The sequence below is a fragment of the Pseudoalteromonas sp. JC28 genome, assembly GCF_013319255.1.
Taxonomy (GTDB): domain Bacteria; phylum Pseudomonadota; class Gammaproteobacteria; order Enterobacterales; family Alteromonadaceae; genus Pseudoalteromonas.
This window is the reverse complement of record NZ_QOKX01000012.1, coordinates 29,088-53,918: the sequence shown is the minus strand read 5'-3', so window position 1 is coordinate 53,918 and position 24,831 is coordinate 29,088. Positions and strand designations below refer to the sequence as shown.

The window sequence follows — 24,831 nt, the reverse complement described above, 5'->3', positions numbered from 1 at the left end:
CTACGTCATAACAAGAAAGGAGCTAGGTCAAGCTCCTTTTTTATTGCGTGAAGGGCTCAAGCGCGCTTCTTAGTGCGTCAAGCTGAATAGGCTTAGACAGAAAGTTATTCATGCCGGCCTCATAACAGGCTGCCTTATCGGACTCTGAAGTATTGGCGGTCAACGCAATAATATGTGGTCCTTGGCGTTTCTCTTTTGACAGCCTACGAATACTACGAGTGGCTTCAAAGCCATCCATAATCGGCATGACGCAATCCATAAACACAATATCAAAGGTTTTGTCTTGGCATGATTTTACGGCTTGCTCGCCGTTATAAACTTTGTCGATGTGAGTTGCACCAAACTGATTCAGTAACTTTTCCATCACCAGTACGTTGATTTGATTATCATCTACAAGCAGGATTTTACATTCTGATAAGGAAATATGCTGCTCTTCAGTCTTTTGCTCTTGTACGTCGTTGGTCTCGTCTGCAAACTCTATTGGGAAGGTAACGATAAAGGTACTTCCTTTACCCAACTCACTTTCTACCTGTACTTCGCCTTGTAACAAATTACAAAGCTCAAATACGATTGAAAGGCCAAGACCAGTACCACCAAAATGCCGACTTACACTGACATCGCCTTGGCTAAATGGCTGAAAAAGATGTACTTGATTGGTCTTAGCAATCCCTATGCCTGTGTCTGAGACACTTAATTGTAGAACCGGTGAAGTTTCACTTCCCAGCACGTCGGCATAAATATCGATACTACCCGTTGGTGTAAATTTGATGGCGTTACTCACGAGGTTTGCAATAATTTGTTTAACTCGCGTCGGATCTGAATAGAGCCAATTTGTACCTTTTTTATGAATATGGAAGTTAATTGAAAGCCCTTTTTCGCGACAGGCTGGACTGTACAGGCCTACAACTTGTTCGACTAACTGATGAAGATCAAACGGAGTATTGTCTAGCTTCAGGTTATTACTATTTAACTTACTGAAGTCTAATACGTCGTTTATTAATGTGATCAACATATCTGCACTGTTGACTGCAACGCTCAGGTTGCTCTTGATTTCTTTTATGTCGGTTTCTTTTCTGCACGCTTGAAGCATACCGACTAATCCGTTCAGCGGGGTTCTTAATTCATGGCTGATTTTGGCGATAAATTCACTCCGGGTTTTAAGAAGTTGCTCCGCTTCTTCGCGCTTTTGCTCCAATGCAATACGCATTTTGACTTGTTCATCTATATCTTGAATGGCACCAAAAACCCGAACGCATTCGCCATTTTCATATTCACCTTGACCGTGAGAGGCGACCCACTTTTCGTTGCCGTTGGCATCAATAATAATGGATTCTATGTCCCATTTGGTTTTGGAGGTGATGGCGTCGTCTATGGCTTGTTTAATGTTTCCTTGGTGAACGCCGGGTTTATAGAAGCTGATGGCATTGTCGAGTGTTGGTGTAAAGTTATCATCAACGCCATGAATGAGTCGCGTTTGTTGGCTCCAATACACTTTGTTCTTTTTAAAATCGACTTCCCATGAGCCAATATCAGCAAGACGGCTCATCGCTGCTAATGCTTGTGAACGGTGTTGTATCTTTTTTAACGCCTTTTGCCGAGAAATTTCAACACCAATCCATTGACCTAATAAACTCACGTAATCTAAGTGTTCTTGACTGAACGCTTGGGCTTTGGCACTAGATGCGGAAAAGTTGACGGTACCATAGCGTTTACCATCAACAATAATCGGCGCACCAATGTAGCTCTCTAGGCCAAAGTTTGCGTAGCAAGGGTGAGTGGCAATTTCGCTGATACCAGCGTGATGAAAAGACAGTGCGCTGTCAGCTTGTAAAGTGTGCCAGCAATAGGTGTTCGCCAGTTCAAAATCCGTACCTACCAACAAAGAATTATCTGGGGTGATCACATGTCTTACTGTGTATATATCAGCCTGAATTTCACTGACGATTGCAATATCAAGCTCAAACACATCGAGACCAAGTGTCAGCAGCGCCGTCACTTTTTCTTCAAATGTGGTGTCTTGGTTTGTGGTGATGAGGTGTAATCGTTTTAAAATACTCACAAATTTCACATTGGCAGTACAAGGCAGTTAATCACTTAACTTTAACCGCTCTTTGCTAACTTGCCAACATTAAATCGTTTGAATCTGTCGAGATAATTTCCATTTTTCAAAGGATTATGAATAAAATAGTCGACGCGGGATTTTCACAATTTTTTAAGGCAAGTCTATGAAATACGTAGGTCTACTTTTTTTATTAATGACAACGGTCGTAAGTGCACAAACACTTCGTGTTGCTACCTTTAATGTCAGTATGGAAGCAACGAACTATCAACAAAAAGGGCAAGCTCTGGACTCTCAAAAGCTCAGTAAACTGCTACAGAATGGTCAACATCAACAAATCAGAAATATTGCAGAAATCATTCAGCGTGTTCGCCCAGATGTGATTCTACTTAATGAATTTGATTACATCGCTGAACCAAATAAAGGTGTACAGGCATTTGTAAATAACTATCTAGCACAACCTCAAGCGGATCAGCAGCCGATATCGTATCCTTACTTTTATATTGCGCCAGTCAATACTGGATTACCAACACCGTATGATTTAGATAATGACGGCAAGCAATCTAGTTATGGCGGTGATGCCCAAGGGTTTGGTTTATATGAGGGGCAATATGGGATGGTTGTACTGTCAAAGTACCCGATTAAAAAAGAGCAGGCCCGAACTCTGCAGACCTTTCTTTGGAAAGATATGCCAGACCATAAGGTCACAACAGACCCTGTGACGAAACAGCCTTGGTATAGTGAGCAAGAGTGGCAAAATTTGAGACTAAGCTCAAAATCTCACTGGGATCTGCCAATTGAAGTGAACGGTAAATTATTTCACCTGCTGGCGATGCATCCAACGCCTCCAGTTTTTGATGGTGAAGAGGATAGAAATGGCAACAGAAATCACGATGAGATCCGCTTAATGGCCGATTATATCGACCCTAAACGTAGCCAGTACATTTATGATGATAATGGCGTTAAAGGTGGCCTTAAAAATGATACACGGTTTGTCATTGTCGGTGATTTAAATGCTGCCGATACAGGGGATAAACATAGACCTGGTGTGATAGAACAATTATTAGATAACCCTAAAGTATTCTCGGACTTAGCGCCAACGAGTAGAGGCGGAAGTGAACATAGCAAGGAAAGTGCGAGTCGCAGTTATACCGCACATTGGGGGGCACGCGTAGATTACGTACTACCATCCAAGTTCGGCTTTCGAGTACTTAGCAGCGGGGTTTTCTGGCCAAGCAAAGAAGACGAATTATTCCGTTTAGTGGAAAGTCGTCATGCCAGCTCCGATCATCGCCTAGTTTGGGTGGACGTGGAAGTTAAGTGAGCTCAGTGATTGGTCAACCGTGTCGCTTACTACAAATTTAAACAATGACTAACGGAACTAAACCGAAATAACCTCTAAGCTTGCGCTTAATGAATAGGAGAGTGTGATGAAAAGAATTCTATTAAGTGTTGGTTTAGCGGTTTGGTTATCTGGGTGTGCTCATCATGATGATGTGCGTCCATCGTCTGATGGTGTGCATAATATTATGTTATTTTCCGACAGCCGTGATGCGGGTAGTAAAGAAGCATTAAAGCAGGCTAGACACTATTGCAAACAAGCTGATATGGTCGCGTATGTTGTGAATCTAGATATCATTTATAACAGCGATACGCCTGAGAGTACTTATATCACGCAAAAAGGCGTAGCTAACGCCGTTGAGGCTGCCGGTATGGCGATGTGGATTTTTGGTCGAAATAGTGTTGATGATGCAGGGGCTGCAATGACCATAGGTGGAGGAATAGCCGATGGTGCGCTCGGTAAGCCTTATGATGTGCGATTAAATTTCAAATGTGGATGAATGATTAGTCAGCACGTCTAACGTCGCAACATGCTTCAATCTTCATCCTTTTTTGGATTGTTTTGAGGCGTGTTGTTTTTGGATGTTACTTTATCTTTGTCAAAAGGTGCCGTTTGCTCGTCTATTTTCTTTTTCATTTCAAATTTGGCGGAATACTTTAACAACGCAATATTGCTCCAAATCACCCCTAACACGCCAGCAATGATCAAGACCACTTGCCATGTTTCTAATTGATTGCCCATTCTAGCTCCTCAAAAAAGCCCTATTTTTTAAATTTGTCCTGAAATAGGTGAGCATTTTAGCGCGACTGTTGATATTATTCACCACCTAGTCATTTCGCGATAATTATGCTGCATATATTTACATTCTGAGGATAATAGCGCATTCATGGAACAAGTGTTAATTTGGCCTGCTCAGTATCCCATGCTGTTAAAGGGGTTAATCGAACAAAACGGTGCTTACATTCTAGATGCCATAGAGGCATGGCCGAATTGCCAACAAATGAAAGATGAGCAGGGCGTAACGACCACTGTTCTACCTCCTTTATTTTACCTCGCTTGGTTACGACCGCTAGAGCCGTTCGAAGCCTGTTATTTTCAGCATATTGATGACTATGACGATAAACAGCGTCAATACGTTAATAGCGTAATTCAACACATTGAGGAAAATGATACTGATCAGGATGAGCTAATAAAAACACTCATTCAGCGTCTTGGCCAGTACTCTGATATTCAAGCTCAGGTGCAAGAGCAAAGCTTATCGTTTGTAGAGTTGCTCTGTGACAAACATTATGAAAAAACGCTGATATGGCTACTGGAGAAAGGGCTTAAGTTTAGCGCGAAAGAAATTGTTTCTCTGTGGTGCAACAGCTCGGAGGCAACACATGCGGCACTATTGACTCATATTGATACTTGTCTGCTTGACCGAGCAGCCACGGCTAAACTAGCAACAGATAGTTTGCTGGATGGACAGCAGACTTTTGAGCTGCTTTGCACTATGTGTGACAAAGATGAAGTAACGGGTCTTTTGGAACAAGCGCTATTGTTCCAGCTAACCCAACAACAGGTGAAGCAATCAGCGATTATCACCTTAGTCACGCAGGGCGCGACAGGAACTGCGAGAGATAGCAGTGGGCGCTCAGCTATTATGTTAGCGGTTGAAAATGGCTTCGTGAGCGCGGTTGAAACCATGTTGCCGCACCATAAAGTAAATGAATTGGACGAATCGGGCAGGAACTTAATGCACTATGCGGCGGCATCGAACTCTGCAGCTATGATCGAAATGATTTTTGAACATGGTGATGACCCGACGCTTGCGGATATTCATGGCGACACCCCATACCGTGTGGCTATGAAAAATCAGGCGCTTACTTCTAAGCAAACATTTGAGCAGCACGGTATTATCGAGCTTTCTAATGAGGCAAAGTATCAAAAAATAAAAACTGTCCATATTCTTTATGCCTTTGCTGCTATTTTGCTACCGCTGCAGTTATTTTTATTCTTTACTGATGAGGTGGATGAAAAAACCATCGCAACACTTTTCACTACGGCAGCTTCTATCGCAATTTTTGTTTTTGCGAGGCGTAAACGCAGCAACCCTCTATACCCAAACAGCTCAACGCCTTGGTCACTGATCGGGGTAAATGCGTTAGCATGGCTTAGTATTGGTGTGCAGGTATTGTTTTCAGTATTGGTGTTGATAGCCGTACTATCGTTGCAGTAGCTTACAGTAACGAACTAAGCTGACGGATTGATGCTAAAAAGCGCAGTTACTTCATTGAAGACTGCGCTTTTTTAATGGAGTTATGCGAGCGAGATTATGACTCTTTATGCTCGTGCGCTGCCTTTTCGTCAGCAAGGTCTTCTTTTAACTTGCGGATCTTCAACCCTAACTCTTGGCCTCTGTGTCTTGCATAGTAAGTGCAACCAATAAACATGGACGTTGCAAAGCCAATCTCAAGCAGGACTAACAATAGCTCGTCTGGAGATGTCCATAAAAGGGTAAAGCCGTGGATAAAATAAAACATTACGACAAAGTTTGCCCACGCATAAGTGTATGGCTTATCTTGTAAAATACCTTTAAGCGGGAGTAATAAAGGTAAAACGTACACCACAAAGACAAAGCCCAAGCTGTAACCTTCTCTTGGTGCAAGCACGAAGAGCCACAGTGGCATCAGGATCAAAAGACCAAAATACCCGACTAGCGCAAAGCGTTGAAAGCGTCTAGTGATGGGCTTTTTTGCAATTTCATTCATGTTAACTTTTCCGCGACGCGTAGCAGTCGACTCGCTGCTGCACGACAAATTTTGATTTCTGTTTGAGTGAGTGAAGCATTGTTTTGGCTGCCCGCAACATGTGTTGCACCGTAAGGCGTTCCGCCCATTTCGGTCGCCAAAAGCTCTGGAACATCATAGGGGATACCTAACAACATCATGCCGTGGTGTAATAACGGTAAGGAGAGGTTGAGTAGGGTAGCCTCGTTGCCACCGTGCATACTGCTTGAAGACGAAAATACGCAGGCTGGTTTATCGATGAGCGTGCCTTTAAGCCACAAATCGCTGGTGGTTTCCCAAAACGCTTTCGCTTGGGCTGCCATCATGCCAAAGCGTGTTGGAGTACCGAACGCTAACCCGTCGCATGCTACTAAGTCTTGCTTTGTTACGATCACATCATGGTCTTGGCGCTTCTCAAATACGCGCACTATGGCTTCACCACCTTGTGACACTATGGTGTCTGCAAATTCGTGCGCCATATTCGCCACAGAGCCATGACTGGAGTGGTATAAAATAAGAATTTTACTCATTACAGGATATTAAGCACCGACTCTGGAGGCCTGCCAATCGCCGCCTTATCACCTTTAACAACGATAGGACGCTCAATCAGTTTAGGGTTTTCAAGCATGGCAGTGCGCAGTGTCGCTTCATCCGACTCTTTCGATAGTCCAAGCTCTTTGTAGAGCGTTTCTTTGCTACGTACAAGCTGATGAGCAGAACTAAATCCAAGTTTAGAAAGTAAATTAGCCAAAGTGTCACTATCGATTGGCGTCTTTAGGTATTCAATAACGGTAGGATTAACGCCATTGGACTCTAGTAAAGCTAGGGTTTCACGTGATTTTGAACAACGCGGGTTGTGATAGATTTCTACTGACATGATTTCGCTCTAATTCGTAATGTAAACGGATCATAGCTTAATGTAGAGATGACGAAAAGCGATGTGCAAGAAAATTGGCTTAAATACGTTTCTACTATCGCTGTATATCGCTGTAAGCAATCGCCAAGCATCACAGCTTAGCGATTTCTTTTTGCATATTACGGTATTGGCTAAGTAGCGCTTTTAATCTGGTACGCTTGATATCTTCGTTATCTTCGACATGATTGAGTGCACGCTGGACTTCGTCTGCTGCTTTATTAAATGCACCATACTGGGCATAGACACTCGCTTTTGACTCATGGTAAGCCGCCTTGTTTTCTTGGGCTTCATAGGCTTGTGTGAGTAAATCACGGGCGAGAATATGATCCGGTTTCTCAAGCAAAAAGATCTTAAGCAATTGCTCGGCAACTTCATACTGTTTTGCTTTTATTGCGGCATTGGCATAGTTTAGTGTGATAACTTGGTTATTGGGTCTAAGTTGGTGTTGAGCTTGAAGCATCTCAACCGCTTTGCCAGAATGCTCTGTCGCAATTAAATAATCGGTATACACATCAAGATAAAACAGGTTATTCGGATCTTTTTCTAACAACTCATCCAATAGTTTGCCAGCTTCCTCGTAGTTTTTTTGATCGAGTAACGTAATTGCTAACCCGTATTGTAGGGCGCGCTTGTCGAGCTCTGCTGAGTGCTTTAGAGCGTTTCTGAAAAAGGCTTCACCAGCATCTTCTGAATAATAGTATCGTGCAAGCACACGGCTTTTAGCTAACGCGTAGGAAAGGCTTGAGGGATAATGCATTTTCTCGAATTGTTGTGCCCTAAGCCTAACGTCCGATACTCGACTGTCGGGTAACGGGTGCGTAAGCAAAAATGCAGGGGGCTTATTTTTAAAACGAATTTGATCCGAGAGCTTAGTTAAAAACTCACTGGCCGCATAGGGGTCAAAGCCGGCTTTATGTAGTGTATTCATACCAAATCGGTCGGCTTCTTGCTCGGCTTTTCGGCTATGCGTTAGTTGGTTCAACGATGATTGCGTTTGGCTTGCGGATAAAATGGCGATACCCGCATCTGGGGCAACTACGGTTGCCAAAATACCAGTAATAAGCCCCGCTATGGTCAAGGCGCTGTTGTCTTTTGCGTTTTGTACGCGGCGTGCTAAATGACGTTGGGTAACGTGCGCAATTTCGTGGCCAATAACGGATGCTAATTGACTCTCATTATCGGATTGCGCAATGAGTCCCGTATGTACACCAACGTGGCCTCCATAAAAAGCGAAGGCATTAATATCTTTGTTATTAATCCAAAAAAAGGTAAATGGAAAGCGTACATCATTAGCATTGGCGACGAGGCGATTGCCTAGGCTGGTTAAGTACTCTTCAAGTACCGGATCGCCAACCACTGGGGAGCGCGAGCGCAGCTGCATCATCATGACTTCGCCGATCGCTTGTTCTTTTTCAATAGGTAGTACTTGGAGAGCTGAAGTGCCTAAATCTGGTAGTTTCAGTTCTGTTTGTGCAATAGCGCTGCTTGATGCAGCGAGCGCAAATGTTAAAACGATTGAATTTAATAGGGGTTTTAACCGCATTTTAATCCCTTTTAAGGTCTTCTCCGAGCATGATCCTAGCTAAGTCGACTTCATCATTGCATGCTCGAGCATCTTTTTCACAAAGTTGGTAAAAATCTTTTATTGAGACCCCTGCAACACTAGTGATGTTCAATTCTTTTTGCAAAAACGTCACTGTCATATGCAGCACTTTGTGCGCATGAAGTATCAGAGCTTTGTCAGCTATATCACCGCGTTCAAAGTAAAACGCAATGAATTTATGGAGCTGGTTGATGCGCAGTAAGTTTTTCATCGTATGCGGATCCCATACTCGAAACTCCAAAAAACGATTGTCTTTAACATAGGCATCAATCTTGGTGCCTTTGGCTATTGGGTAAGCCCAAAGCTCAAAACCTCTGTCAGTAAATGCTTGATGTAACGCGATTTGAGGTTTATTGTCACAGTGAATTATGCCACTGTCATCTTCATAACCACCTAATAGTTCTATATTCCAATTTCGCTTATCTAGCAAACGCTTTACCGCATTGTCAAAGCCGTGATGGAGCAGACCTTCACATTCACTTACCGCTGAGGCGACAAGGTGATAAAAAGGCGGAAGTTCACCCCAATTAATTTGCTTTTTGTACCAATTTATTTCTTTTAGTGTTGGATTGGCTGGCAATCGGGCCTTATTATTAACGCCTGGCATTAAGATTCCCAAGAAGTAGAGTATGCTATTAAGAATAAACCATCAACGCCTTGAGGGCTACCGCATTGAGTGATTTGTGTGGAGACAAGACGACAAAATTTGTACATGATCTACGAGAATTTACCTGTCCTGCATTATTTGTTCAGTTTAAGTGGCGGTTAAAGCGCCATGACTATACTCTAGGCAAACTAAAATTGCTGATGAGTCAGGATCAGAGCTTGTTAGATATCAAAAAGTATTTGGATGGTAACTCGGTGAGTTACCAAATTATTGAAATTGAAAGCGGTGAAGTGTGTTTGGAGATCATGGATGTTTGAGTTAGTAAAAGCGTGGTACATCAAAAAGTTTTCAGATCCACATTCCGTCACGCTATTGTTGATGCTAGTTGCCACAGTTGCTTTGCTGTACTTTTTTGGCAGTTATGTCATGCCGGTACTGGTCGCAATTGTGATCGCCTATTTACTTGAATGGCCAGTGAATAAGCTCACCCGAGTGACTGGCAGTAGGATGTTATCAGCAGTAGTCGTAATGGCGGTATTTGTGGGCGTCGCTTTGGGGCTGGTATTTGGTATCGTTCCTGTTCTGTGGCAACAGTTAAGTAACTTGCTCCAAGAAAGTCCAACCATGGTAGAAGAGGGTAAGGACTTCCTTTTACATTTACCTGAATACTACCCGACGCTGATCTCTACAACTCAGGTACAGGCAATTGTGAGCTCTGTGGAAAGTAAATTGCTAGAGCTTGGCGAAGTTATTGTCTCAGCCTCATTAACCTCATTAAAAGACGTTGTCGCATGGATGATTTATTTGGTTTTAGTGCCACTGCTTGCTTTTTTCATGTTGAAAGACAAGTCAGAACTTACATCTGGAGTGTCAAAAATTATACCTAAGGACAGAAAGCTTATTTCACAAGTGTGGCATGAGATGGACCAACAAATCATGAATTATATTCGTGGTAAAGTTTTTGAGATTGTCATCGTTGGTGTAGTGAGCTTTGTGACCTTTTCTATTTTGGATTTACGCTATGCCGCATTACTGGGGACATTGGTTGGACTTTCTGTACTTATCCCATTTATTGGTGCTGCACTCGTTACCTTACCCGTTGCCGCAGTAGCTTTGTTTCAATTTGGTCTAGCGCCAGAATTTTGGACCATTCTCATCGCGTACGGCATTATTCAAGCATTAGATGGTAATGTTTTAGTGCCGTTATTGTTTTCAGAAGCTGTGGATCTTAACCCTGTTTATATTATTGTTGCAGTATTATTTTTTGGTGGTTTATGGGGTTTTTGGGGGGTATTCTTTGCTATTCCACTTGCATCTCTGGTCAAGGCGCTGATCAATGCATGGTCGAGTAAGAGTGAAGAACTATTGGTGAAATAGTGACGTTTTTTTGATGTTAGTCGGCTCATGAGCCGACTATAAATAAGTAGTTATTGTGTGACTCTACCCGTGCTTTCACGAACGACCATGCTCGGTGTGAACACATGTGAGACTTCTTTATCATTTTTTCGATGTCCACGTGTTTTAGAAAACAATAGACGCGCAGCATGTTCAGAAATAATGTTGTTAGCCTGATGTGCAGTCGTAAGCTTTGGCCAAGTTTGGCGGGAGAATGGAGAGTCTTCGAAGCCACTGATAGACAATTGACCTGGGATCTCTATATTCATCAGCCGCGCAGCAAATAAAGCCCCAGCTGCAACCTCATCGTTACCACCTAAAATCGCAGTGATTTGGTTTGGATTGCCATCGGCCAGCAGTGCTTTAGCGCCTTTTACTCCAGATTCAAATGAGTACGTGCCGTGATAGAGCAGTGTATCATCTTGTTTTATATCGTGTGCTTTTAGGGCATCTCGATATCCAGCTAGTCGCTCTGCAGTTGATTTATGCTCTTCATCACCAAGTACAAAAGCAATTTTTTTATGCCCAAGTTGGATCAGATGCTCGGTAATTTCATAGGCAGCAGCGTAGTCGTCAACAAAGATACAGTTATTTGCGCTACTTTCCGCTTCTTGCGCTCGGCCTGAAAGTAGACGCACGTAATGAATGCCCAGCTCATCTAGCATATCAATAATGGCTTGTTGCTCGGATAGAGGAGGAGTCAAGACTAAACCTGCAAGACGTGAGCGTTTGATCATAGTGACGAATTCTTCGGCCATATTTTCCGAATTGGATTCACAGGGGTGGATGACGAGCTCATACCCTTCATCTCTACAGCGAGATAACACCCCGTTTTGCATATCAATGACATAATACGCATTGGGATTGTCGTAGACCAAGCCAATTGCAAATGAAGAAGTACCAGCTAAGTTTCTTGCAGCAATATTAGGCTGATAATTAAGCTCTTTGACAGCCTGCATTACTTGATCGTAGGTTTTTTTTCTAACCGAAGGTTCTTTATTGATTACCCGCGATACGGTTTTCATAGATACGCCAGCTAGCTTGGCAACATCATTAATAGTGACTTTCATGTAGTTGTTCTTCTATTTACAGGTCTGTATCGATCATTATTAAGCACAGAGGAATAGTAGCGCTTTATGTATGCAGAAGCTAGCGCCCAATTTCTGTGATATTTAGCCGCTAAGGCGACCATCGGCTTAATAAAAGGATCATCTGTTTTTCTTAGTCTATCTAATAAGTACAGAATTTAGCACTACAATTCGCAGAAATAAATGAATGATACCGGTGTCAAAAATTTTGTTTTAGGTTATTATTCGCAATGTAAAATTGAAAAGAAGCAATTTGACAGCGTTGTCATTTTGACATAATGTGCTTGTTTAATAATGTTTCTTTGTTGTTACTAACTGAAAAGTAAGGTAACTAACAATCACTTACGTCTTAGGGGAATATGTAATGGGTGGTCGTGTAGATTTGGATAGTTGGCAAAAGCTCAGTGGTTCTGCGCAGCGAGTAGAGCAACAGCATTTAAAAACGATGTTTGAAAACGATGCACAAAGATTTGAAAAGTTCTCTCGTCAAATCCCAGGTGTGTTGTTCGACTTTTCCAAGCAACGCATTGACGACCAAACATTCTCTGAAATGATGCAGCTCGCAAAAGAGAGCGATATCGCGCTTTGGCGAGAAAAGATGTTTTCTGGTGAAAAAATAAATATCACCGAAGACCGAGCGGTTTTACATACAGCACTGCGTAACCGAGCTAATACACCTATTTATGTGGATGGTGTAAACGTTACTGAACAAGTCAATGCAGAATTAGAAAAACTACAAGCATTTAGTAACCGAGTTCGTTCAGGTGAGTGGCAAGGGTATACAGGCAAAGCTGTAAAAGATGTGGTTGCGATTGGCGTTGGCGGATCTAACTTAGGCCCGCAAATGGTAACTGATGCGCTTGCTGCGTATGCAGATGACACGCTAAACGTGCATTATGTTTCAAATGTTGACGGTGTACAGATTGCTTCAGTACTAAAAGGTTTGGACGCAGAAACAACCCTGTTTGTTGTGTCATCAAAAACCTTCACAACCTCTGAAACTATGACCAATGCAAAGACTGCCGTTGAGTGGTTTTTGAATGCTGCAAATGATAGAGCGGCAATCGCCAAGCATTTTGTTGCGGTGAGCACCAACCTTGAGAAGACCAGAGCGTTTGGTATTAGCGATGACAACGTGTTTACGATGTGGGACTGGGTTGGCGGTCGTTTCTCGCTTTGGAGCGCGATAGGATTACCAATCGCACTTTATTTAGGCTTCGATAAGTTTGTCGAAGTACTTGAAGGTGCGTTTGAAATTGATGAGCACTTTAAAACGGCAAACAACGAAGACAATATTCCACTGTTGATGGCGTTACTTAGTGTATGGAATACCAGCTTCTTAGGGTATCAAGCACAAGCGATTTTGCCTTATGATCAGGCGCTTCATATGCTGCCTGCGTATTTACAACAAGGTGAAATGGAAAGTAATGGTAAGCATGTTACTTTTGCAGGAGAGCAGGTAAACTATACGACTGTGCCAATTATTTGGGGCATGACAGGAATAAATGGCCAGCACGCTTTTTATCAGTGTTTACACCAAGGTAATGTGATTGTACCGGCCGATTTCATCGCTTCGATTGAACCGCAAAACAAAGTAGGCCAGCATCACGATATTTTACTGTCTAACTTCTTCGCGCAAACGGAAGCGATGATGGCGGGTGTAGATGCACAGCAGGTACGTGAAGATTTAACGGCTAAAGGTAAGTCGGATGCGGAAATCGACAAGTTGATCCCGCATAAAATACACCAAGGTAACCGTCCAACTTCTTCATTTATCTTAGATAAGGTAGATGCAAAAGCTGTGGGCCGACTAATTGCCTTGTATGAACACAAAATTTTCTGCCAAGGCATTATTTTGGATGTGTGTTCATTTGACCAGTGGGGTGTTGAGCTTGGTAAAGGGCTTGCTTCAAATATTGAAGCCGAGCTAACGCAAGAAGGCGTTACTAACCCGCATGATAGCTCAACGGCGGGTCTAATCGCTTATTACAAGCAAAAGAGAACAAATTAATACTTCGAGTGGAACTGGAAGTAAACAGAATACCTTTGAACGGGTAGCGCTGGAGTACTTAGAACCTGTATTTTTGTGAGAGGAAATACAGGTTTCTAAGACTCATTTATACCAACTTACTTAATCCCTCAAATTGAGCAGGTATTAAGTCGAATTGATATTACTAGTGCATTGCAATCGAAATCATCACCCGTTACACAATGAGTTTGGTAGGCTTTGGAGTGGCTCCAAATCGAATAAACACTGCGTGCTTGTAGTGCACGCCTAACCTAATGAGAGTGAATTATGCTTAATCCTTTTGACATCGTAATTTTTGGTGGGGGAGGCGATTTAGCACTTCGCAAACTCCTACCAGCCTTGTATCGTGCATATCAAGAAGGTAACTTACCTGAAGGCACTCGCATCTTACCGACCGTTCGTGAACAAAACAAACAACAAGAATTTATCGAAACGGCACATATCGCATTACAAACTCACCTTGGCAAAGGCGAATACAACAAGAAAGATTGGTCCGCATTTGAACAGTTTTTAGTGCCTGTGGTAGTCAACGTTACTGAAGAAGATGAACACTGGGATACGCTAAAGAATATTTTGGCTGATGGGGAAGATAAGTCTCGTGTATTCTACTTGTCACTTCCTCCAGCGGTTTATGGCCGTTGTTGTGAGCTATTGTCAATCAAAGGGCTAATCACTGAGCAATCACGTGTAGTTGTTGAAAAGCCTATTGGTTATTGCGGTAAATCTGCAGAAGAAATTAATGCCAAAATCGGTGAGTTCTTCTCGGAAGAGCAAGTATTCCGTATCGATCATTATCTAGGTAAAGAAACGGTTCAAAACCTGATGGCACTTAGATTCTCAAACGCACTGTTCGAGAATTTATGGGATGCTAAAGCCATAGATAATATTCAGATCAGTATCTCTGAAACAGTCGGTCTTGAAAGCAGAGCTGGCTTCTACGACAAAGCGGGTGCACTTCGTGATATGGTGCAAAATCACTTATTGCAACTACTTTGCTTGGTTGCCATGGAGTCACCACATAAACTTAATGCCAACAGCATTCGCACTGAAAAGCTTAAAGTATTAGAAGCGCTTAGACCGCTAATTGACACGGGTGTAGATAATAATGTTGTGCGTGGTCAATATGTGCCAGGCGACCTTGAAGGTAAGCTGGTACCTGGCTACCTTGAAGAGTTGGGCGAAGGGTCGAGTAAAACAGAAACATTTGTTGCTATTCGTGCTCACATTGATAACTGGCGTTGGTCTGGCGTGCCTTTCTATTTAAGAACAGGGAAGCGTATGAAAAAGCGTTGTGCTGAAATTGTAGTTGAGTACAAGCCTGTTTCTCACAATGTTTATGGCGATGCGGCGGGTCCAATTCAGCCAAACCGTCTGGTAATAAGGTTACAACCTGAAGAAAGTATTCAGTTAACGCTAATGTCTAAGCGTCTAGATAACCTTGAAATGCAACTAGAGCCAGTGACGCTAAATATCTCATTGAGTGAAAAGTATAACAATGGCTATCATTCAGACGCATATAAGCGCTTAATGCTAGACGCCGCTGCAAATAACCCTGCTTTATTTATTCACCGTGACGAAGTGCGCCAAGCATGGCAGTGGGTTGATCCAATCATTGAGCGTTGGCAGAGTAAAGGGGCTCCGTCACTTTATCGTGCTGGCTCTTGGGGTCCTGAAGACGCCGATGAACTGCTAGAAGAAAACAAACATGTTTGGTTCAATGCGGGAGAGCAAGCGTAATGGCACAGTTAACAGAAAGAAACTTCAACTCGAAAGACGAAATGACAGCAGCGCTTGCAGAGCTACTTCAAACTGGGCTCAGTCAAGGTATTGAGCAAGACGGTGAAGCGGTGTTGCTAGTGTCTGGTGGTTCATCACCGGCTCCAGCGTATCGTTACCTTTCTGGTGTTGAGCTAGGCTGGGACAAAATTACGGTTGCTATGGTTGATGAACGTTGGGTCGAACCGGATCACGAAAAGTCTAACGAAGCATTTATTAAGTCGACATTACTGAAAGACAAAGCGGCAAATGCTCGATTTGTGACAATGAAGAATGCAGCAGTGTCAGCACTAGAAGGCGCTGATCTATGTGAGTCTGCTTATGCAGCGTTGAAAAAGCCGTTTGATGTAACCATTTTAGGAATGGGGCCGGATGGTCATACCGCCAGTTTATTCCCAAGTGCAAATGGCCTAGAACACGCATTAACGACCACAAACACTGTGTGCGCAATTAATGCTCATCAAAGCGAAGTGACAGGTGAGATCACCGAGCGCATGAGTTTGTCTTTGGCAGGAATAGCTAATTCTAAGGCGGCTGTTTTATTGATCTCTGGTGATGAAAAAAAAGCGGTGTATGAAGCGGCAAAACAACCCGGCTCAGAGTATGAAGTACCACTGCGTGCTGTATTAAATCATCCTGATATTAATTTGACCGTATTCTGGTGCCCGTAACCTAAGATCATAGGTACTAGAAATAGTAGAAGGTAAGGTTGGCGTGGTAGCTGGCCTTACCTAGATTATTTGAGTCAACTGATTGAATACCTCTGGACATTAAGCTCGAAGCGACAATACTTCTTACTTCTTACTTCTTACTTCTTACTTCTTACTTCTTACTTCTTACTTCTTACTTCTTACTTCTTACTTCTTACTTCTTACTTCTTACTTCTTACGAATAAAAGCAATAAATTTTACTGATTCAAGATACGATCATTAGAAAATCAACAAGTCCCGTAATTGGGTATTCAAATTTGTGCAAAAGATAGTGATAACTAACTCGCTAATCTTAGATTTCATAAGCCTTTGTCATAAAAATTTCTCTTAAAAGAACTAGACAGTACTTACAGATAAACTTATAATGACAGCGTTGTCATTGATATTGATTCTCATCTTTAGCTTCTGTCCAAGCTTGATGAGGGAATTGAATACACATCCCCTTGTGTGTATTCAGATAATTAAAATGTCCCTTTATTAAGACAATTCCATCTTAAAACCCTACAGCAGCAAAATTTTTTGTGTTATTCTCCAATCGTTTTTGTAACAAACCATATCTTGGTCATATTTAAATTTATATTTATCAATAAGATATATATCTATATGAATATTTTTTGAATAACAGGCCAAAAAAATTGTAGCGAATATGTAATTTAGGGTGTATGGTTTGTTATTAGATGACAGCGTTGTCATCATCACTGGGCAGAAGTGATTTAAAAAACCAACAAAATGATTCAAGGGGAATCCTGTGTTAGCTAATAATTTCAAAAAAAGCTTACTTGCAGTTAACGTCAGCATCGCACTAGGTGCGGGCTTTTCAGGCGTTGTAGTTGCAGAAGAAAGTCAAAATCAAGTACAAGAAAACGTAGAAGTCATTGAAGTTCGCGGTATTCGCGCTTCCAGTAAGGCGGACATTAATAACAAAAGATTCGCAAACGCTGTTGTTGATTCGATAACAGCAGAAGATATTGGTAAGTTTCCGGATAAAAACGTTGCGGAATCTCTATCTCGTATTACTGGTGTAGGGGTTAGCCGTGAGTTTGGTGAAGGTGAAAAGATTACTGTTCGAGGTTCAGATCCAACTAAAAACCGCACTCTATTAAACGGACAAAATGTTGGTACAGCTGACTGGTTTATCTTGGATAACCCTTCTCGTAGTTTCAACTTTACAATGCTTCCGTCTTCATTGGTAAGTAGCTTGGAAGTATATAAATCTCCTGAAGCGCGTATTGATGAAGGCTCAATTGGTGGTACAGTAATTCTAAATACACGCAAGCCTCTTGATTTGGATTCTGGTACTGTTCAGTTAAGCTTGCAGAGCCAATACTCAGAAGTAGCGGAAGAACATGATCCATCAATTGAAGCACTTTATTCATGGAAGAATGAAAGTGAGCAATTTGGTATTTTAATTTCTGGTTCAAAAGCTGATCGTACAGTTCGTCGTGAAGGTTTTGAGGTACTTGGTTGGGATGTTCAAGGTGATGGAACTTATACACCTCGTACTATGGGGGTTCCTGTTTTCCGCCAAGATCGTGAAAGAACAACATTTTTCAGCTCGATTCAATTTGCACCTTCCGACGATTTCAGTGCGACTTTAAACATACTTGATTCAAATATGGATGTGAATAATACCAATTCAAACTTTCTATTGATGAATCCTGGGTCAGAGGCCGAGCTTTCGTTTAGTGACGGCAACGCATTAAAAGGCACTGGCGGTGGTGATGTTCGTTGGAATCATATCAACCGTATCTCAAGCACGGATACTAATTCAATTCATTTAGACATTGACTTTGCAACGGATTCATTCTCAATGAATGTGGAGCTTGGTACGACTGAAGCCGAGGGTGGAACATTAAATGAAACTTCTTGGGAATACGGCGGGCAGGGAGATTACAACTTTGATCTAACTGATGGTACTCCAACAGTAAACGCTGGTATTGATGGTACGGACCCTTCTAAATTTAACGGTGGCTGGATCTGGGGTGGGAATAAACCAACAACAGATGAAGAGTCTTATGCTCAGGTAGACTTTGACTTCCCGGTCGAACTTGGTGCGTTTACATCAATTAAAGTTGGTGCAAAATATCGTGATCACAAACGCACGCAAGACAGAAATGCCTACAGTTGGCATTGGGGTTTAGCTAACGATGGTGAGAGTGATAATTACATGAACCAGATCTTGGCTAATCAATGTAGTACGCTTGCGGATTGTGACCTTTCTAGAGGCACTGATACTGTTGGTGCTGACGTTGTCAATGGTGATATTACTCAACAGTTGATACACAACAGTGATCGTATGTTGGAATTAGGGTTAGGTCCAAATGCTTCCTATGCAATTCACAAGAATTTACCAGAAATATTTGAAGTAGCTGAGCAAAAAACGGCTTTCTATGTTCAGGGTGATTTCTCTGGAGAAAGTTTCCGAGGCAACATAGGTGTAAGGGTTGCTAAGACTGAGCAAGATTCTGCTGGTTATTTGTTCTCTTCAGATTCTTGGGACTTATTAACTGTCAAAAACCCTGGCCTCAATGGTGATTTAACACCTTCTACATTAGAGTGGAAAACTGAGTCACGTAGCTACACCGAGATTTTGCCAAACTTCAATTTATCTTATGACTTAGCTGAAGATCAAATTGTGAGGTTGTCTGCGGCACGAACGATGGCGCGTCCTAATTTCTTTGATATTTCACCAATTACCGCACCTGGCGATCTTGGTGAAGATAATCCAACTGCACAGGCTGGTAATCCAAATCTAGATCCACAAGTAGCTAACCAGTTTGATGCTGCTTGGGAATATTACTTCGGTGATGCATCGTTACTTGCAATAACGCTATTCTACAAAGATATTGAGAGTTACCAAACATCTGGTACTTCGAGCCAAGAGTTTTATGATCAAGAAACTCAACGTTGGGTTCCTGTAACTGTTACTCGGCCTGAGAATGGGGCAGGGGGAACAACAACGGGTTTAGAAGCCTCTATTCAACATAGTTTTGACAATGGTTTTGGTGTATCAGCAAACTATACTTATACTGATGCTAATAATGATGGTGAAAGAGATGTCCTAAAACCGGGGTCTGGCTTAGTAATGGGAGCCTCTGAGAATATGTTAAATATTTCAGGTTACTATGAAGATGATCTGTTTGCGGTTCGAGCGATGTATAACTACCGTACAAAATGGTATAAAGGTTTACACTCTTCAGGTACGGAGCTTTGGAATGATGACTATGGCCAGTTGGACTTTAGTGCGACATACAACGTAACTGAAAATATCTCATTAGTATTTGAAGGTATTAACCTGACTGATGAAGAGGTCATAGAATATAATACTGATGAAGCAAGAGTATTATCTATATACCAGAATGGTCGTCGATTTGTACTAGGTGCAAACTTCCGTTTCTAATATTATTAAAATGCCGCTATTTAGCGGCATTTCTTTTTAATAATATGTCTTCAACTTTTCTTATTTCTTCCTGACTATTAGAAAGAATGCCTTTGTATGTTTTGTCAAAGACATCTTCTTTTCTATCGAAAACATAGTGTTTGAATACTTCTTTCCAGGCATCTCTCTGATATTTTGGAAGTGCTCTAATGGTGAGAATTGCGTGGATTAAACTTTCAGTAGATGTTAGCTCGGATGCAGTTTTATTTTCCCACCAATAGTTTACTAGAATATTAGCTCTTTCATGTGATTTAACATTATGCCACCACATAGGTGGGATATATAAGGCCTCACCCACTTCCAGTTCTGCAATTTGGACATCTTTATGTACGTTCTTAAACTTAGGATATTTGCTCAAATCAGGCTTTTCGAAGTCGACAAGGCTAATAGCAGGCCCTGTTATGGCGCGATCTATCGGGGCGACATAGATATTAGGGATTGCATTTGGAGGGAGTAAATAAAATGTTCTTTTACCACAAACATTCAATGCTATATTATGAGAGGTGTCGTAATGCCCAGGAACTGTTGTTGCTGTTCCAATCCATATTCTGGGAGAAATTTCAGATAGAAAATTTGGAGATGGATTTTGTGTAAGAAAAGATGGTAGGCATTGCTCTATTAATGCGCTTTGAACTGCAATGTCTTCACTGTGCTCATCTCGCTTTTCAACAATCAATCTTTTTAACACTGCTTTGAGTGGAACTTGAAATTTTTTGAATGTGAATCTTTCGTAATCTTCGCTTGCGTAGCTGATTAGTCCTTTATGTTTAGATTCGATTAATAAAGTATCTACCAATTTCTTAGAAGCAATGCTAAGTAACTTTCTAAGTAAATGTGATGGAGAATCTTTTGCTAACTCAACATATGGCCAGTCTTTAAATAGTTCTGATATTATTATCGGAGAATTACTGTTCTCAATGAATGTCTTTAAGTCTTCAACATCTGATGGTTTTATTTTTTGAATTTTCATGGTTTTAAATTGTATATTTACATGCTAATTTAATTGTTACTTTAACATATTAATTGAGTGTGTAATGTCAGAAAAATATGAAATCATTGATGCGGGAAAACATAAAAAATTTTATGCTAAGTTAGATACTGACTTATTGCATTCGAAAGAGCGGCACTTGGTGGTTATAACACCAAGTGAAGTAGCAAAAGCAGCGCTGAATTTTCCTATTTGTTTCATTAAGTCTGGTGGCGATGCTAAATTCCAAATGATAGCAATTCTTGGGCTTGAGACCGGAAAAAATGCGTTTTATCGTGGTAATAGGTTTGAATCGCCATATATCCCTCAACATTTAGTGAAGTATCCATTCGTCCTAGCAAAAACCTCAGATGAAAAGACATATTTGGCAATTCACGCTTCGGCATTAAATAGTTCAGGGATTGGAGAGCCGTTGTTTCAAGATTCGGGTGAACTTTCGGACTTTCTTAAGTTAAGACATTCGCAATTAGAGGAGTTGTATCGTCAAGATGAGTTGTCGTTTCAATTTGTTAATCGTTTGTCCGAACTTGGTTTGTTGACGGAGTTTAGTTTTAAGTTTGATTTGGGGGATGGTGAGAAGAAAGAGATTGGGGGACTATATTCAGTCGATAGGGAGCTTCTAAATTCTCTCGATGATGAATCTCTATTGTCTTTGCAGAAATCAGGCATGCTAGAAGCAGTACACGCACATTTACTATCGCTGGGTCAGCTTCAAAGAGTTATTGATTTATCAGCCACGGCTAATCATTGACATTAAGTGAGAAGATTGTGTTCTCGTCTAGTGGTTAATATATGTAGGGTAACGAGTAAGATAAATTTAACTTCCAATTTGCCCCGAAAACCGCTAGCCTTAGGGGCAATAAATAAAGTAACAAATACGTAAAATAATGGAGCAGTATTATGGCGGAACAACAAGTGCAGCCTTTACATAACGAAAAGCACGCGAACATCAAAGTAAAAAATGGCGTGAACGTTGATTTCCTTAAAACTCAGCACTTAATGCCGGTAGTGGCGCATGAGTTTGCGCGTGTAGCGACAGAATTCCCGATGGCGTTTGTTAAAAACACTGAGTCAGGTCAATTTCAAGCGGTTGCTATGTTTGGTCTTCAGCCTGGTGAAAACCTATTTGTTGATGGTGATAAGTGGACTGGCAGCTTTGTGCCAATGGCCGCAGCACGTTACCCGTTTGGTCTGGTTAAGCACCCAGAGCAAGATCAGTTTGGTATTGTTATTGATGAAGCAAGCCCGCTAGTTGGTGAAGAAGAAGGCAATGCGCTTTTCGAAGACGGTAAAGAAACTGAATACCTAGGTCGTCGTAAAGAAGCGTTAGTAAGCTATGTTGAGTTTGCTCGTGTAACTGAAGCGTTTACTCAGTATCTTGCTGACAAAGAGCTTTTGGTTCAACAAACACTAACGGTAGAAATCCGTGGTGAGAAGAAAGACATCAACGGTATCTACCTTGTGGATGAGCGTAAGTTAAATGAATTAGGTGACGAAGATTTCTTAGAGCTACGCAAACGTGGCTATTTAGCACCGATTTTCGCATTCTTAACTTCTACACACCAAGTTGCGCGCCTTGCACGTATGAAGGCACAGCGCGAAGCGAGCTAATCGCTTTTAGATATAGAACGATTCGATAGAAGCGCTTCCAGAGAGAAGCGCTTTTTTGTGGATGCTATTTTATAACTGCTACACCAATTTGCTCCTTCAAATTGAGCAAATATTAAGACAAATTGGTATTACTTAGCGTTTGGAATAGGACAGTATGAACCGCCTCGAGGGATCCAGACCGAGCGTGTTTCCCAACGACAGTTATACGCTACTCGGCGTTCTTCTTGTTGGGTTGAAAAAGTATCATGTTGATGAAAGTAGCTTCCTCCAGGCACCTGATAGTTTGGGATCGGATGAGGAATAGTCCAACCTCCGGGGCAGCTTTGTGTCGCGAGTACGGTTTTAGTTTCCCATAAAGTGTAGGGACCGTAAGGTTCACCGTGCATTAATTTGTAGTGGCAAGTCTTATAACTCACATCAACGAGCTCTGTACGGTAGTCACATACCCACACACGTCGCTCATCCCAGTAGCCACCGCAGTCAACATTGTTTACTTGGGTGTCATAAAAAGTGTTGTAATCAATAACTTTAATTTGCTCTTGAGTAGAAGCGGCTTGAGCAGTACCAAGCAGTAGTGTGCTAAAAGCTGCAATTTTGAGAATGTTTTTCATATCGATTCCTGTCGAATTTCGTTATTTTATTACTTTGAGTTATTTCAAAGTAATAAATATGTTTCCATTTTGTGGTCAAAATAACAACCATGAATTGATTGAAAAATATTCAAATTTGCTGTTGTGTCTTTCTGCTCATGAGTTTCTTTCAACCACACCATAAATAGGTAAGCTTGACAATTTTAACGCGAAAGCTTGCATCGTTCTAAAATTCACCTCATGCTGAAGTTTAACAACGAACCAAGGTATAAAAATGAAAAAAATCTCTTTGCTAGCAGTCTTATTAGCCTTGTCGGCGACAGCTGCTGTCGCTGACGAGAAAGCGCCCCCATTTGCGATCGCCATTCATGGAGGAGCTGGTACGATTGAGCGCAGTAACTTCACACCAGAAAAAGAAAAACAATACAAAGCTAAATTAAAAGAAGCCGTTGAGGCGGGCTATAAGGTACTAGAACAAGGTGGAGAAAGCCTTGATGCGGTAACGGCTGCCATTAATATTCTTGAAGACTCGCCTTTTTTTAATGCTGGTAAGGGGGCCGTGTACACTTATGATGAAGGGCATGAGCTAGATGCATCAATCATGGATGGTCGTAATCGCCAAGCGGGCGCTGTGGCGGGGGTGAAGCACATTAAAAACCCAATCAACCTGGCAAAAGAAGTGATGCAGCACTCAGTACATGTCATGCTAAGTGGTGAAGGTGCGGAAGACTTTGCTAAGAAACGCGGTTTTACGTTAGTGGAAAACAGCTATTTTGACACCGATGCTCGCTATCAATCACTCTTAAAGGCGAAAAAGCGATTGCAGATGAAAGAAGCGGCGACCAAAGACTATCAGGCGGCACACCAACAATTAGAGAGCCAATATAAGATGGGAACTGTGGGGGCTGTCGCACTCGATAAGCAGGGGAATTTAGCGGCCGGAACGTCAACTGGTGGGATGACGGCGAAACGCTTTGGAAGAATAGGTGACTCACCGGTGATTGGTGCGGGCACATTTGCGGATAACCGCTCTTGTGCTGTTTCAGCAACGGGACATGGCGAGTATTTTATTCGATATAATGTCGCAGCTGATATTTGTGCTCGCGTCGCTTATCAAAACAAGTCGATTGAAAAAGCGGGGAAAGAAGTGATTTTTGATACGCTTTATCCAATTGGTGGCACGGGAGGGGTGATCATAGTTGACCCTAAAGGAAATATTAGCATGCCATTTAATACCGCGGGAATGTATCGTGCGAGCAAGTCGTCAACAACACCTACCTATGTTGGTATTTATAGCGAGTAAAACAATATTTCGTTGAGACTAAGCAAGTTCTTCAAACGCCAGCTATTATTATCATGATAGCTGGCGTTTTTAATGGAGATGAGCAATGCAATCAATAAAAGTCGCAGACTACTTAAATCATCGCCCCGTAACATTCAAACAGGACATGCGCGTAGAATCAGCTGTAGAGAAGCTGCTACAAAGCGGCCAGTCGGGCGGGCCGGTTATAGATGAAGCAAGGCGGGTTATTGGGTTTTTATCTGAGCAAGATTGTCTTAAAAAAATGTTAGAGGCGACCTATCAAAATGAGTCTCATAGCGTGGTGTCCGATGTGATGACAAAAGAGCCTCTGTGTGTAAAACGCGAAGACAGCATAGTGCAAATGGCAGATTTGATGATTTGCAATAAGCCCAAAGTGTACCCGGTAGTTGACGATGAAGGGCGCTTACTTGGGGTTATCAGTCGTGCAAACGTGTTATTAGCGTTGGATAAACATTTACATGATGCTTATGTCTCTGGCCACCGCTACGTATAAAGCGATGAAATTTACGAGCTGTTAAGTTAACCCGAGAGGAGCTGCCTTGAGAATAACAGCAAAAATCTCAATTCCTAACCAAATTTAGTT

23 protein-coding genes are annotated in these 24,831 nt (G+C 41.9%); 13 read left to right on the top strand and 10 right to left on the bottom strand.

Features of this window, described 5'->3' with window-relative positions; genetic code table 11:
- Positions 1-40: 40 nt before the first annotated feature.
- Positions 41-2,059 carry a response regulator gene (locus DS891_RS22330; RefSeq protein ID WP_174170955.1) on the bottom strand — a complete coding sequence of 673 codons (2,019 nt, stop codon included), beginning with the start codon at positions 2,057-2,059 and terminating at the stop codon, positions 41-43.
- A gap of 166 nt (positions 2,060-2,225) precedes the next feature.
- Between DS891_RS22330 and DS891_RS22325 the strand changes: the two genes are divergently transcribed.
- Together DS891_RS22325 and DS891_RS22320 are read left to right on the top strand one after the other, a co-directional pair.
- Positions 2,226-3,383, top strand: coding sequence for an endonuclease/exonuclease/phosphatase family protein (locus DS891_RS22325; protein ID WP_174170954.1), 1,158 nt, complete (start codon positions 2,226-2,228; stop codon positions 3,381-3,383).
- A 106-nt stretch (positions 3,384-3,489) separates the two neighbouring features.
- The gene (locus tag DS891_RS22320; RefSeq protein ID WP_017218873.1) at positions 3,490-3,900 is read left to right on the top strand and encodes a hypothetical protein; all 411 of its coding nucleotides are present in this window, start codon (positions 3,490-3,492) and stop codon (positions 3,898-3,900) included.
- 35 nt (positions 3,901-3,935) lie between these two features.
- On the opposite strand, the gene DS891_RS22315 is transcribed toward DS891_RS22320, so the two are convergent.
- A complete protein-coding gene (locus DS891_RS22315) occupies positions 3,936-4,142 on the bottom strand; it encodes a DUF2897 family protein (RefSeq protein WP_010606500.1) in 207 nt (68 codons plus the stop codon).
- Between the two features lie 145 nt (positions 4,143-4,287).
- On the opposite strand from DS891_RS22315, the gene DS891_RS22310 reads away from it, so the two are divergent.
- The gene (locus DS891_RS22310; RefSeq protein WP_174170953.1) at positions 4,288-5,622 is read left to right on the top strand and encodes an ankyrin repeat domain-containing protein; all 1,335 of its coding nucleotides are present in this window, start codon (positions 4,288-4,290) and stop codon (positions 5,620-5,622) included.
- A 94-nt stretch (positions 5,623-5,716) separates the two neighbouring features.
- On the opposite strand, the gene DS891_RS22305 is transcribed toward DS891_RS22310, so the two are convergent.
- The 5 genes from DS891_RS22305 to DS891_RS22285 form a co-directional block, all read right to left on the bottom strand.
- Complete coding sequence (locus DS891_RS22305; protein ID WP_010606502.1) at positions 5,717-6,154, bottom strand: DUF2069 domain-containing protein; 438 nt, start codon at positions 6,152-6,154, stop codon at positions 5,717-5,719.
- On the bottom strand, positions 6,151-6,702 hold the full coding sequence (gene wrbA, locus DS891_RS22300; protein ID WP_010606503.1) for an NAD(P)H:quinone oxidoreductase: 552 nt from the start codon (positions 6,700-6,702) through the stop codon (positions 6,151-6,153). Before wrbA ends, DS891_RS22305 begins: the two co-directional genes overlap by 4 nt.
- Positions 6,702-7,049, bottom strand: coding sequence for an arsenate reductase (glutaredoxin) (gene arsC, locus DS891_RS22295; protein ID WP_010606504.1), 348 nt, complete (start codon positions 7,047-7,049; stop codon positions 6,702-6,704). Before arsC ends, wrbA begins: the two co-directional genes overlap by 1 nt.
- Before the next feature lie 130 nt (positions 7,050-7,179).
- Positions 7,180-8,631, bottom strand: a complete 1,452-nt coding sequence (locus tag DS891_RS22290) for a M48 family metalloprotease (protein ID WP_174170952.1) — start codon at positions 8,629-8,631, stop codon at positions 7,180-7,182.
- A gap of 1 nt (position 8,632) precedes the next feature.
- A complete protein-coding gene (locus DS891_RS22285; RefSeq protein ID WP_010606506.1) occupies positions 8,633-9,298 on the bottom strand; it encodes a hypothetical protein in 666 nt (221 codons plus the stop codon).
- 65 nt (positions 9,299-9,363) lie between these two features.
- Between DS891_RS22285 and DS891_RS22280 the strand changes: the two genes are divergently transcribed.
- Together DS891_RS22280 and DS891_RS22275 are read left to right on the top strand one after the other, a co-directional pair.
- On the top strand, positions 9,364-9,615 hold the full coding sequence (locus DS891_RS22280; protein WP_010375515.1) for a hypothetical protein: 252 nt from the start codon (positions 9,364-9,366) through the stop codon (positions 9,613-9,615).
- On the top strand, positions 9,608-10,675 hold the full coding sequence (locus DS891_RS22275; RefSeq protein ID WP_010606507.1) for an AI-2E family transporter: 1,068 nt from the start codon (positions 9,608-9,610) through the stop codon (positions 10,673-10,675). Before DS891_RS22280 ends, DS891_RS22275 begins: the two co-directional genes overlap by 8 nt.
- A 50-nt stretch (positions 10,676-10,725) precedes the next feature.
- Here the strand turns inward: DS891_RS22275 and DS891_RS22270 are convergent, their stop codons facing one another.
- Positions 10,726-11,763, bottom strand: a complete 1,038-nt coding sequence (locus DS891_RS22270) for a LacI family DNA-binding transcriptional regulator (RefSeq protein WP_174170951.1) — start codon at positions 11,761-11,763, stop codon at positions 10,726-10,728.
- Positions 11,764-12,145: 382 nt separating this feature from the next.
- Here DS891_RS22270 and pgi point away from each other — a divergent pair, with 382 nt between their 5' ends.
- The 4 genes from pgi to DS891_RS22250 all read left to right on the top strand — a co-directional run bounded on the left by pgi (position 12,146) and on the right by DS891_RS22250 (position 19,696).
- Positions 12,146-13,792, top strand: coding sequence for a glucose-6-phosphate isomerase (pgi, locus tag DS891_RS22265; RefSeq protein WP_174170950.1), 1,647 nt, complete (start codon positions 12,146-12,148; stop codon positions 13,790-13,792).
- A gap of 285 nt (positions 13,793-14,077) precedes the next feature.
- Complete coding sequence (gene zwf, locus DS891_RS22260) at positions 14,078-15,547, top strand: glucose-6-phosphate dehydrogenase (protein WP_069019726.1); 1,470 nt, start codon at positions 14,078-14,080, stop codon at positions 15,545-15,547.
- Complete coding sequence (gene pgl / locus DS891_RS22255) at positions 15,547-16,257, top strand: 6-phosphogluconolactonase (RefSeq protein WP_010606511.1); 711 nt, start codon at positions 15,547-15,549, stop codon at positions 16,255-16,257. The genes zwf and pgl overlap by 1 nt, the downstream gene beginning before the upstream one ends.
- Positions 16,258-17,044: 787 nt before the next feature.
- Positions 17,045-19,696 (top strand): TonB-dependent receptor, encoded by a 2,652-nt coding sequence (locus tag DS891_RS22250; protein WP_095729955.1) that lies wholly within the window; start codon positions 17,045-17,047, stop codon positions 19,694-19,696.
- Between the two features lie 16 nt (positions 19,697-19,712).
- On the opposite strand, the gene DS891_RS22245 is transcribed toward DS891_RS22250, so the two are convergent.
- A complete protein-coding gene (locus DS891_RS22245) occupies positions 19,713-20,705 on the bottom strand; it encodes a cupin-like domain-containing protein (RefSeq protein WP_174170949.1) in 993 nt (330 codons plus the stop codon).
- A 64-nt stretch (positions 20,706-20,769) separates the two neighbouring features.
- Between DS891_RS22245 and DS891_RS22240 the strand changes: the two genes are divergently transcribed.
- The gene (locus DS891_RS22240) at positions 20,770-21,474 is read left to right on the top strand and encodes a SapC family protein (protein WP_010606514.1); all 705 of its coding nucleotides are present in this window, start codon (positions 20,770-20,772) and stop codon (positions 21,472-21,474) included.
- 149 nt (positions 21,475-21,623) lie between these two features.
- The gene (locus DS891_RS22235) at positions 21,624-22,334 is read left to right on the top strand and encodes a SapC family protein (RefSeq protein WP_010375531.1); all 711 of its coding nucleotides are present in this window, start codon (positions 21,624-21,626) and stop codon (positions 22,332-22,334) included.
- Between the two features lie 128 nt (positions 22,335-22,462).
- On the opposite strand, the gene DS891_RS22230 is transcribed toward DS891_RS22235, so the two are convergent.
- The gene (locus tag DS891_RS22230; RefSeq protein ID WP_174170948.1) at positions 22,463-22,945 is read right to left on the bottom strand and encodes a hypothetical protein; all 483 of its coding nucleotides are present in this window, start codon (positions 22,943-22,945) and stop codon (positions 22,463-22,465) included.
- Between the two features lie 253 nt (positions 22,946-23,198).
- Here DS891_RS22230 and DS891_RS22225 point away from each other — a divergent pair, with 253 nt between their 5' ends.
- Entirely contained in the window at positions 23,199-24,227 is a 1,029-nt protein-coding gene (locus DS891_RS22225; RefSeq protein ID WP_174170947.1) for an isoaspartyl peptidase/L-asparaginase family protein, read from the top strand.
- A gap of 85 nt (positions 24,228-24,312) precedes the next feature.
- Positions 24,313-24,741: a CBS domain-containing protein gene (locus tag DS891_RS22220; RefSeq protein WP_010375537.1), complete on the top strand. Its 429-nt coding sequence runs from the start codon at positions 24,313-24,315 to the stop codon at positions 24,739-24,741.
- Positions 24,742-24,831 lie beyond the last annotated feature (90 nt).

Coding starts and splice junctions, on each gene's coding strand:
- zwf (WP_069019726.1), top strand. CDS start 14,078: ATGCTTAATCCTTTTGACATCGTAATTTTTGGTGGGGGAGGCGATTTA.
- DS891_RS22220 (WP_010375537.1), top strand. CDS start 24,313: ATGCAATCAATAAAAGTCGCAGACTACTTAAATCATCGCCCCGTAACA.
- pgi (WP_174170950.1), top strand. CDS start 12,146: ATGGGTGGTCGTGTAGATTTGGATAGTTGGCAAAAGCTCAGTGGTTCT.
- DS891_RS22285 (WP_010606506.1), bottom strand. CDS start 9,298: ATGCCAGGCGTTAATAATAAGGCCCGATTGCCAGCCAATCCAACACTA.
- DS891_RS22315 (WP_010606500.1), bottom strand. CDS start 4,142: ATGGGCAATCAATTAGAAACATGGCAAGTGGTCTTGATCATTGCTGGC.
- DS891_RS22245 (WP_174170949.1), bottom strand. CDS start 20,705: ATGAAAATTCAAAAAATAAAACCATCAGATGTTGAAGACTTAAAGACA.
- arsC (WP_010606504.1), bottom strand. CDS start 7,049: ATGTCAGTAGAAATCTATCACAACCCGCGTTGTTCAAAATCACGTGAA.
- DS891_RS22305 (WP_010606502.1), bottom strand. CDS start 6,154: ATGAATGAAATTGCAAAAAAGCCCATCACTAGACGCTTTCAACGCTTT.
- DS891_RS22320 (WP_017218873.1), top strand. CDS start 3,490: ATGAAAAGAATTCTATTAAGTGTTGGTTTAGCGGTTTGGTTATCTGGG.
- wrbA (WP_010606503.1), bottom strand. CDS start 6,702: ATGAGTAAAATTCTTATTTTATACCACTCCAGTCATGGCTCTGTGGCG.
- DS891_RS22270 (WP_174170951.1), bottom strand. CDS start 11,763: ATGAAAGTCACTATTAATGATGTTGCCAAGCTAGCTGGCGTATCTATG.
- DS891_RS22230 (WP_174170948.1), bottom strand. CDS start 22,945: ATGAAAAACATTCTCAAAATTGCAGCTTTTAGCACACTACTGCTTGGT.
- DS891_RS22310 (WP_174170953.1), top strand. CDS start 4,288: ATGGAACAAGTGTTAATTTGGCCTGCTCAGTATCCCATGCTGTTAAAG.
- DS891_RS22290 (WP_174170952.1), bottom strand. CDS start 8,631: ATGCGGTTAAAACCCCTATTAAATTCAATCGTTTTAACATTTGCGCTC.
- DS891_RS22235 (WP_010375531.1), top strand. CDS start 21,624: ATGGCGGAACAACAAGTGCAGCCTTTACATAACGAAAAGCACGCGAAC.
- DS891_RS22325 (WP_174170954.1), top strand. CDS start 2,226: ATGAAATACGTAGGTCTACTTTTTTTATTAATGACAACGGTCGTAAGT.
- pgl (WP_010606511.1), top strand. CDS start 15,547: ATGGCACAGTTAACAGAAAGAAACTTCAACTCGAAAGACGAAATGACA.
- DS891_RS22275 (WP_010606507.1), top strand. CDS start 9,608: ATGTTTGAGTTAGTAAAAGCGTGGTACATCAAAAAGTTTTCAGATCCA.
- DS891_RS22240 (WP_010606514.1), top strand. CDS start 20,770: ATGTCAGAAAAATATGAAATCATTGATGCGGGAAAACATAAAAAATTT.
- DS891_RS22225 (WP_174170947.1), top strand. CDS start 23,199: ATGAAAAAAATCTCTTTGCTAGCAGTCTTATTAGCCTTGTCGGCGACA.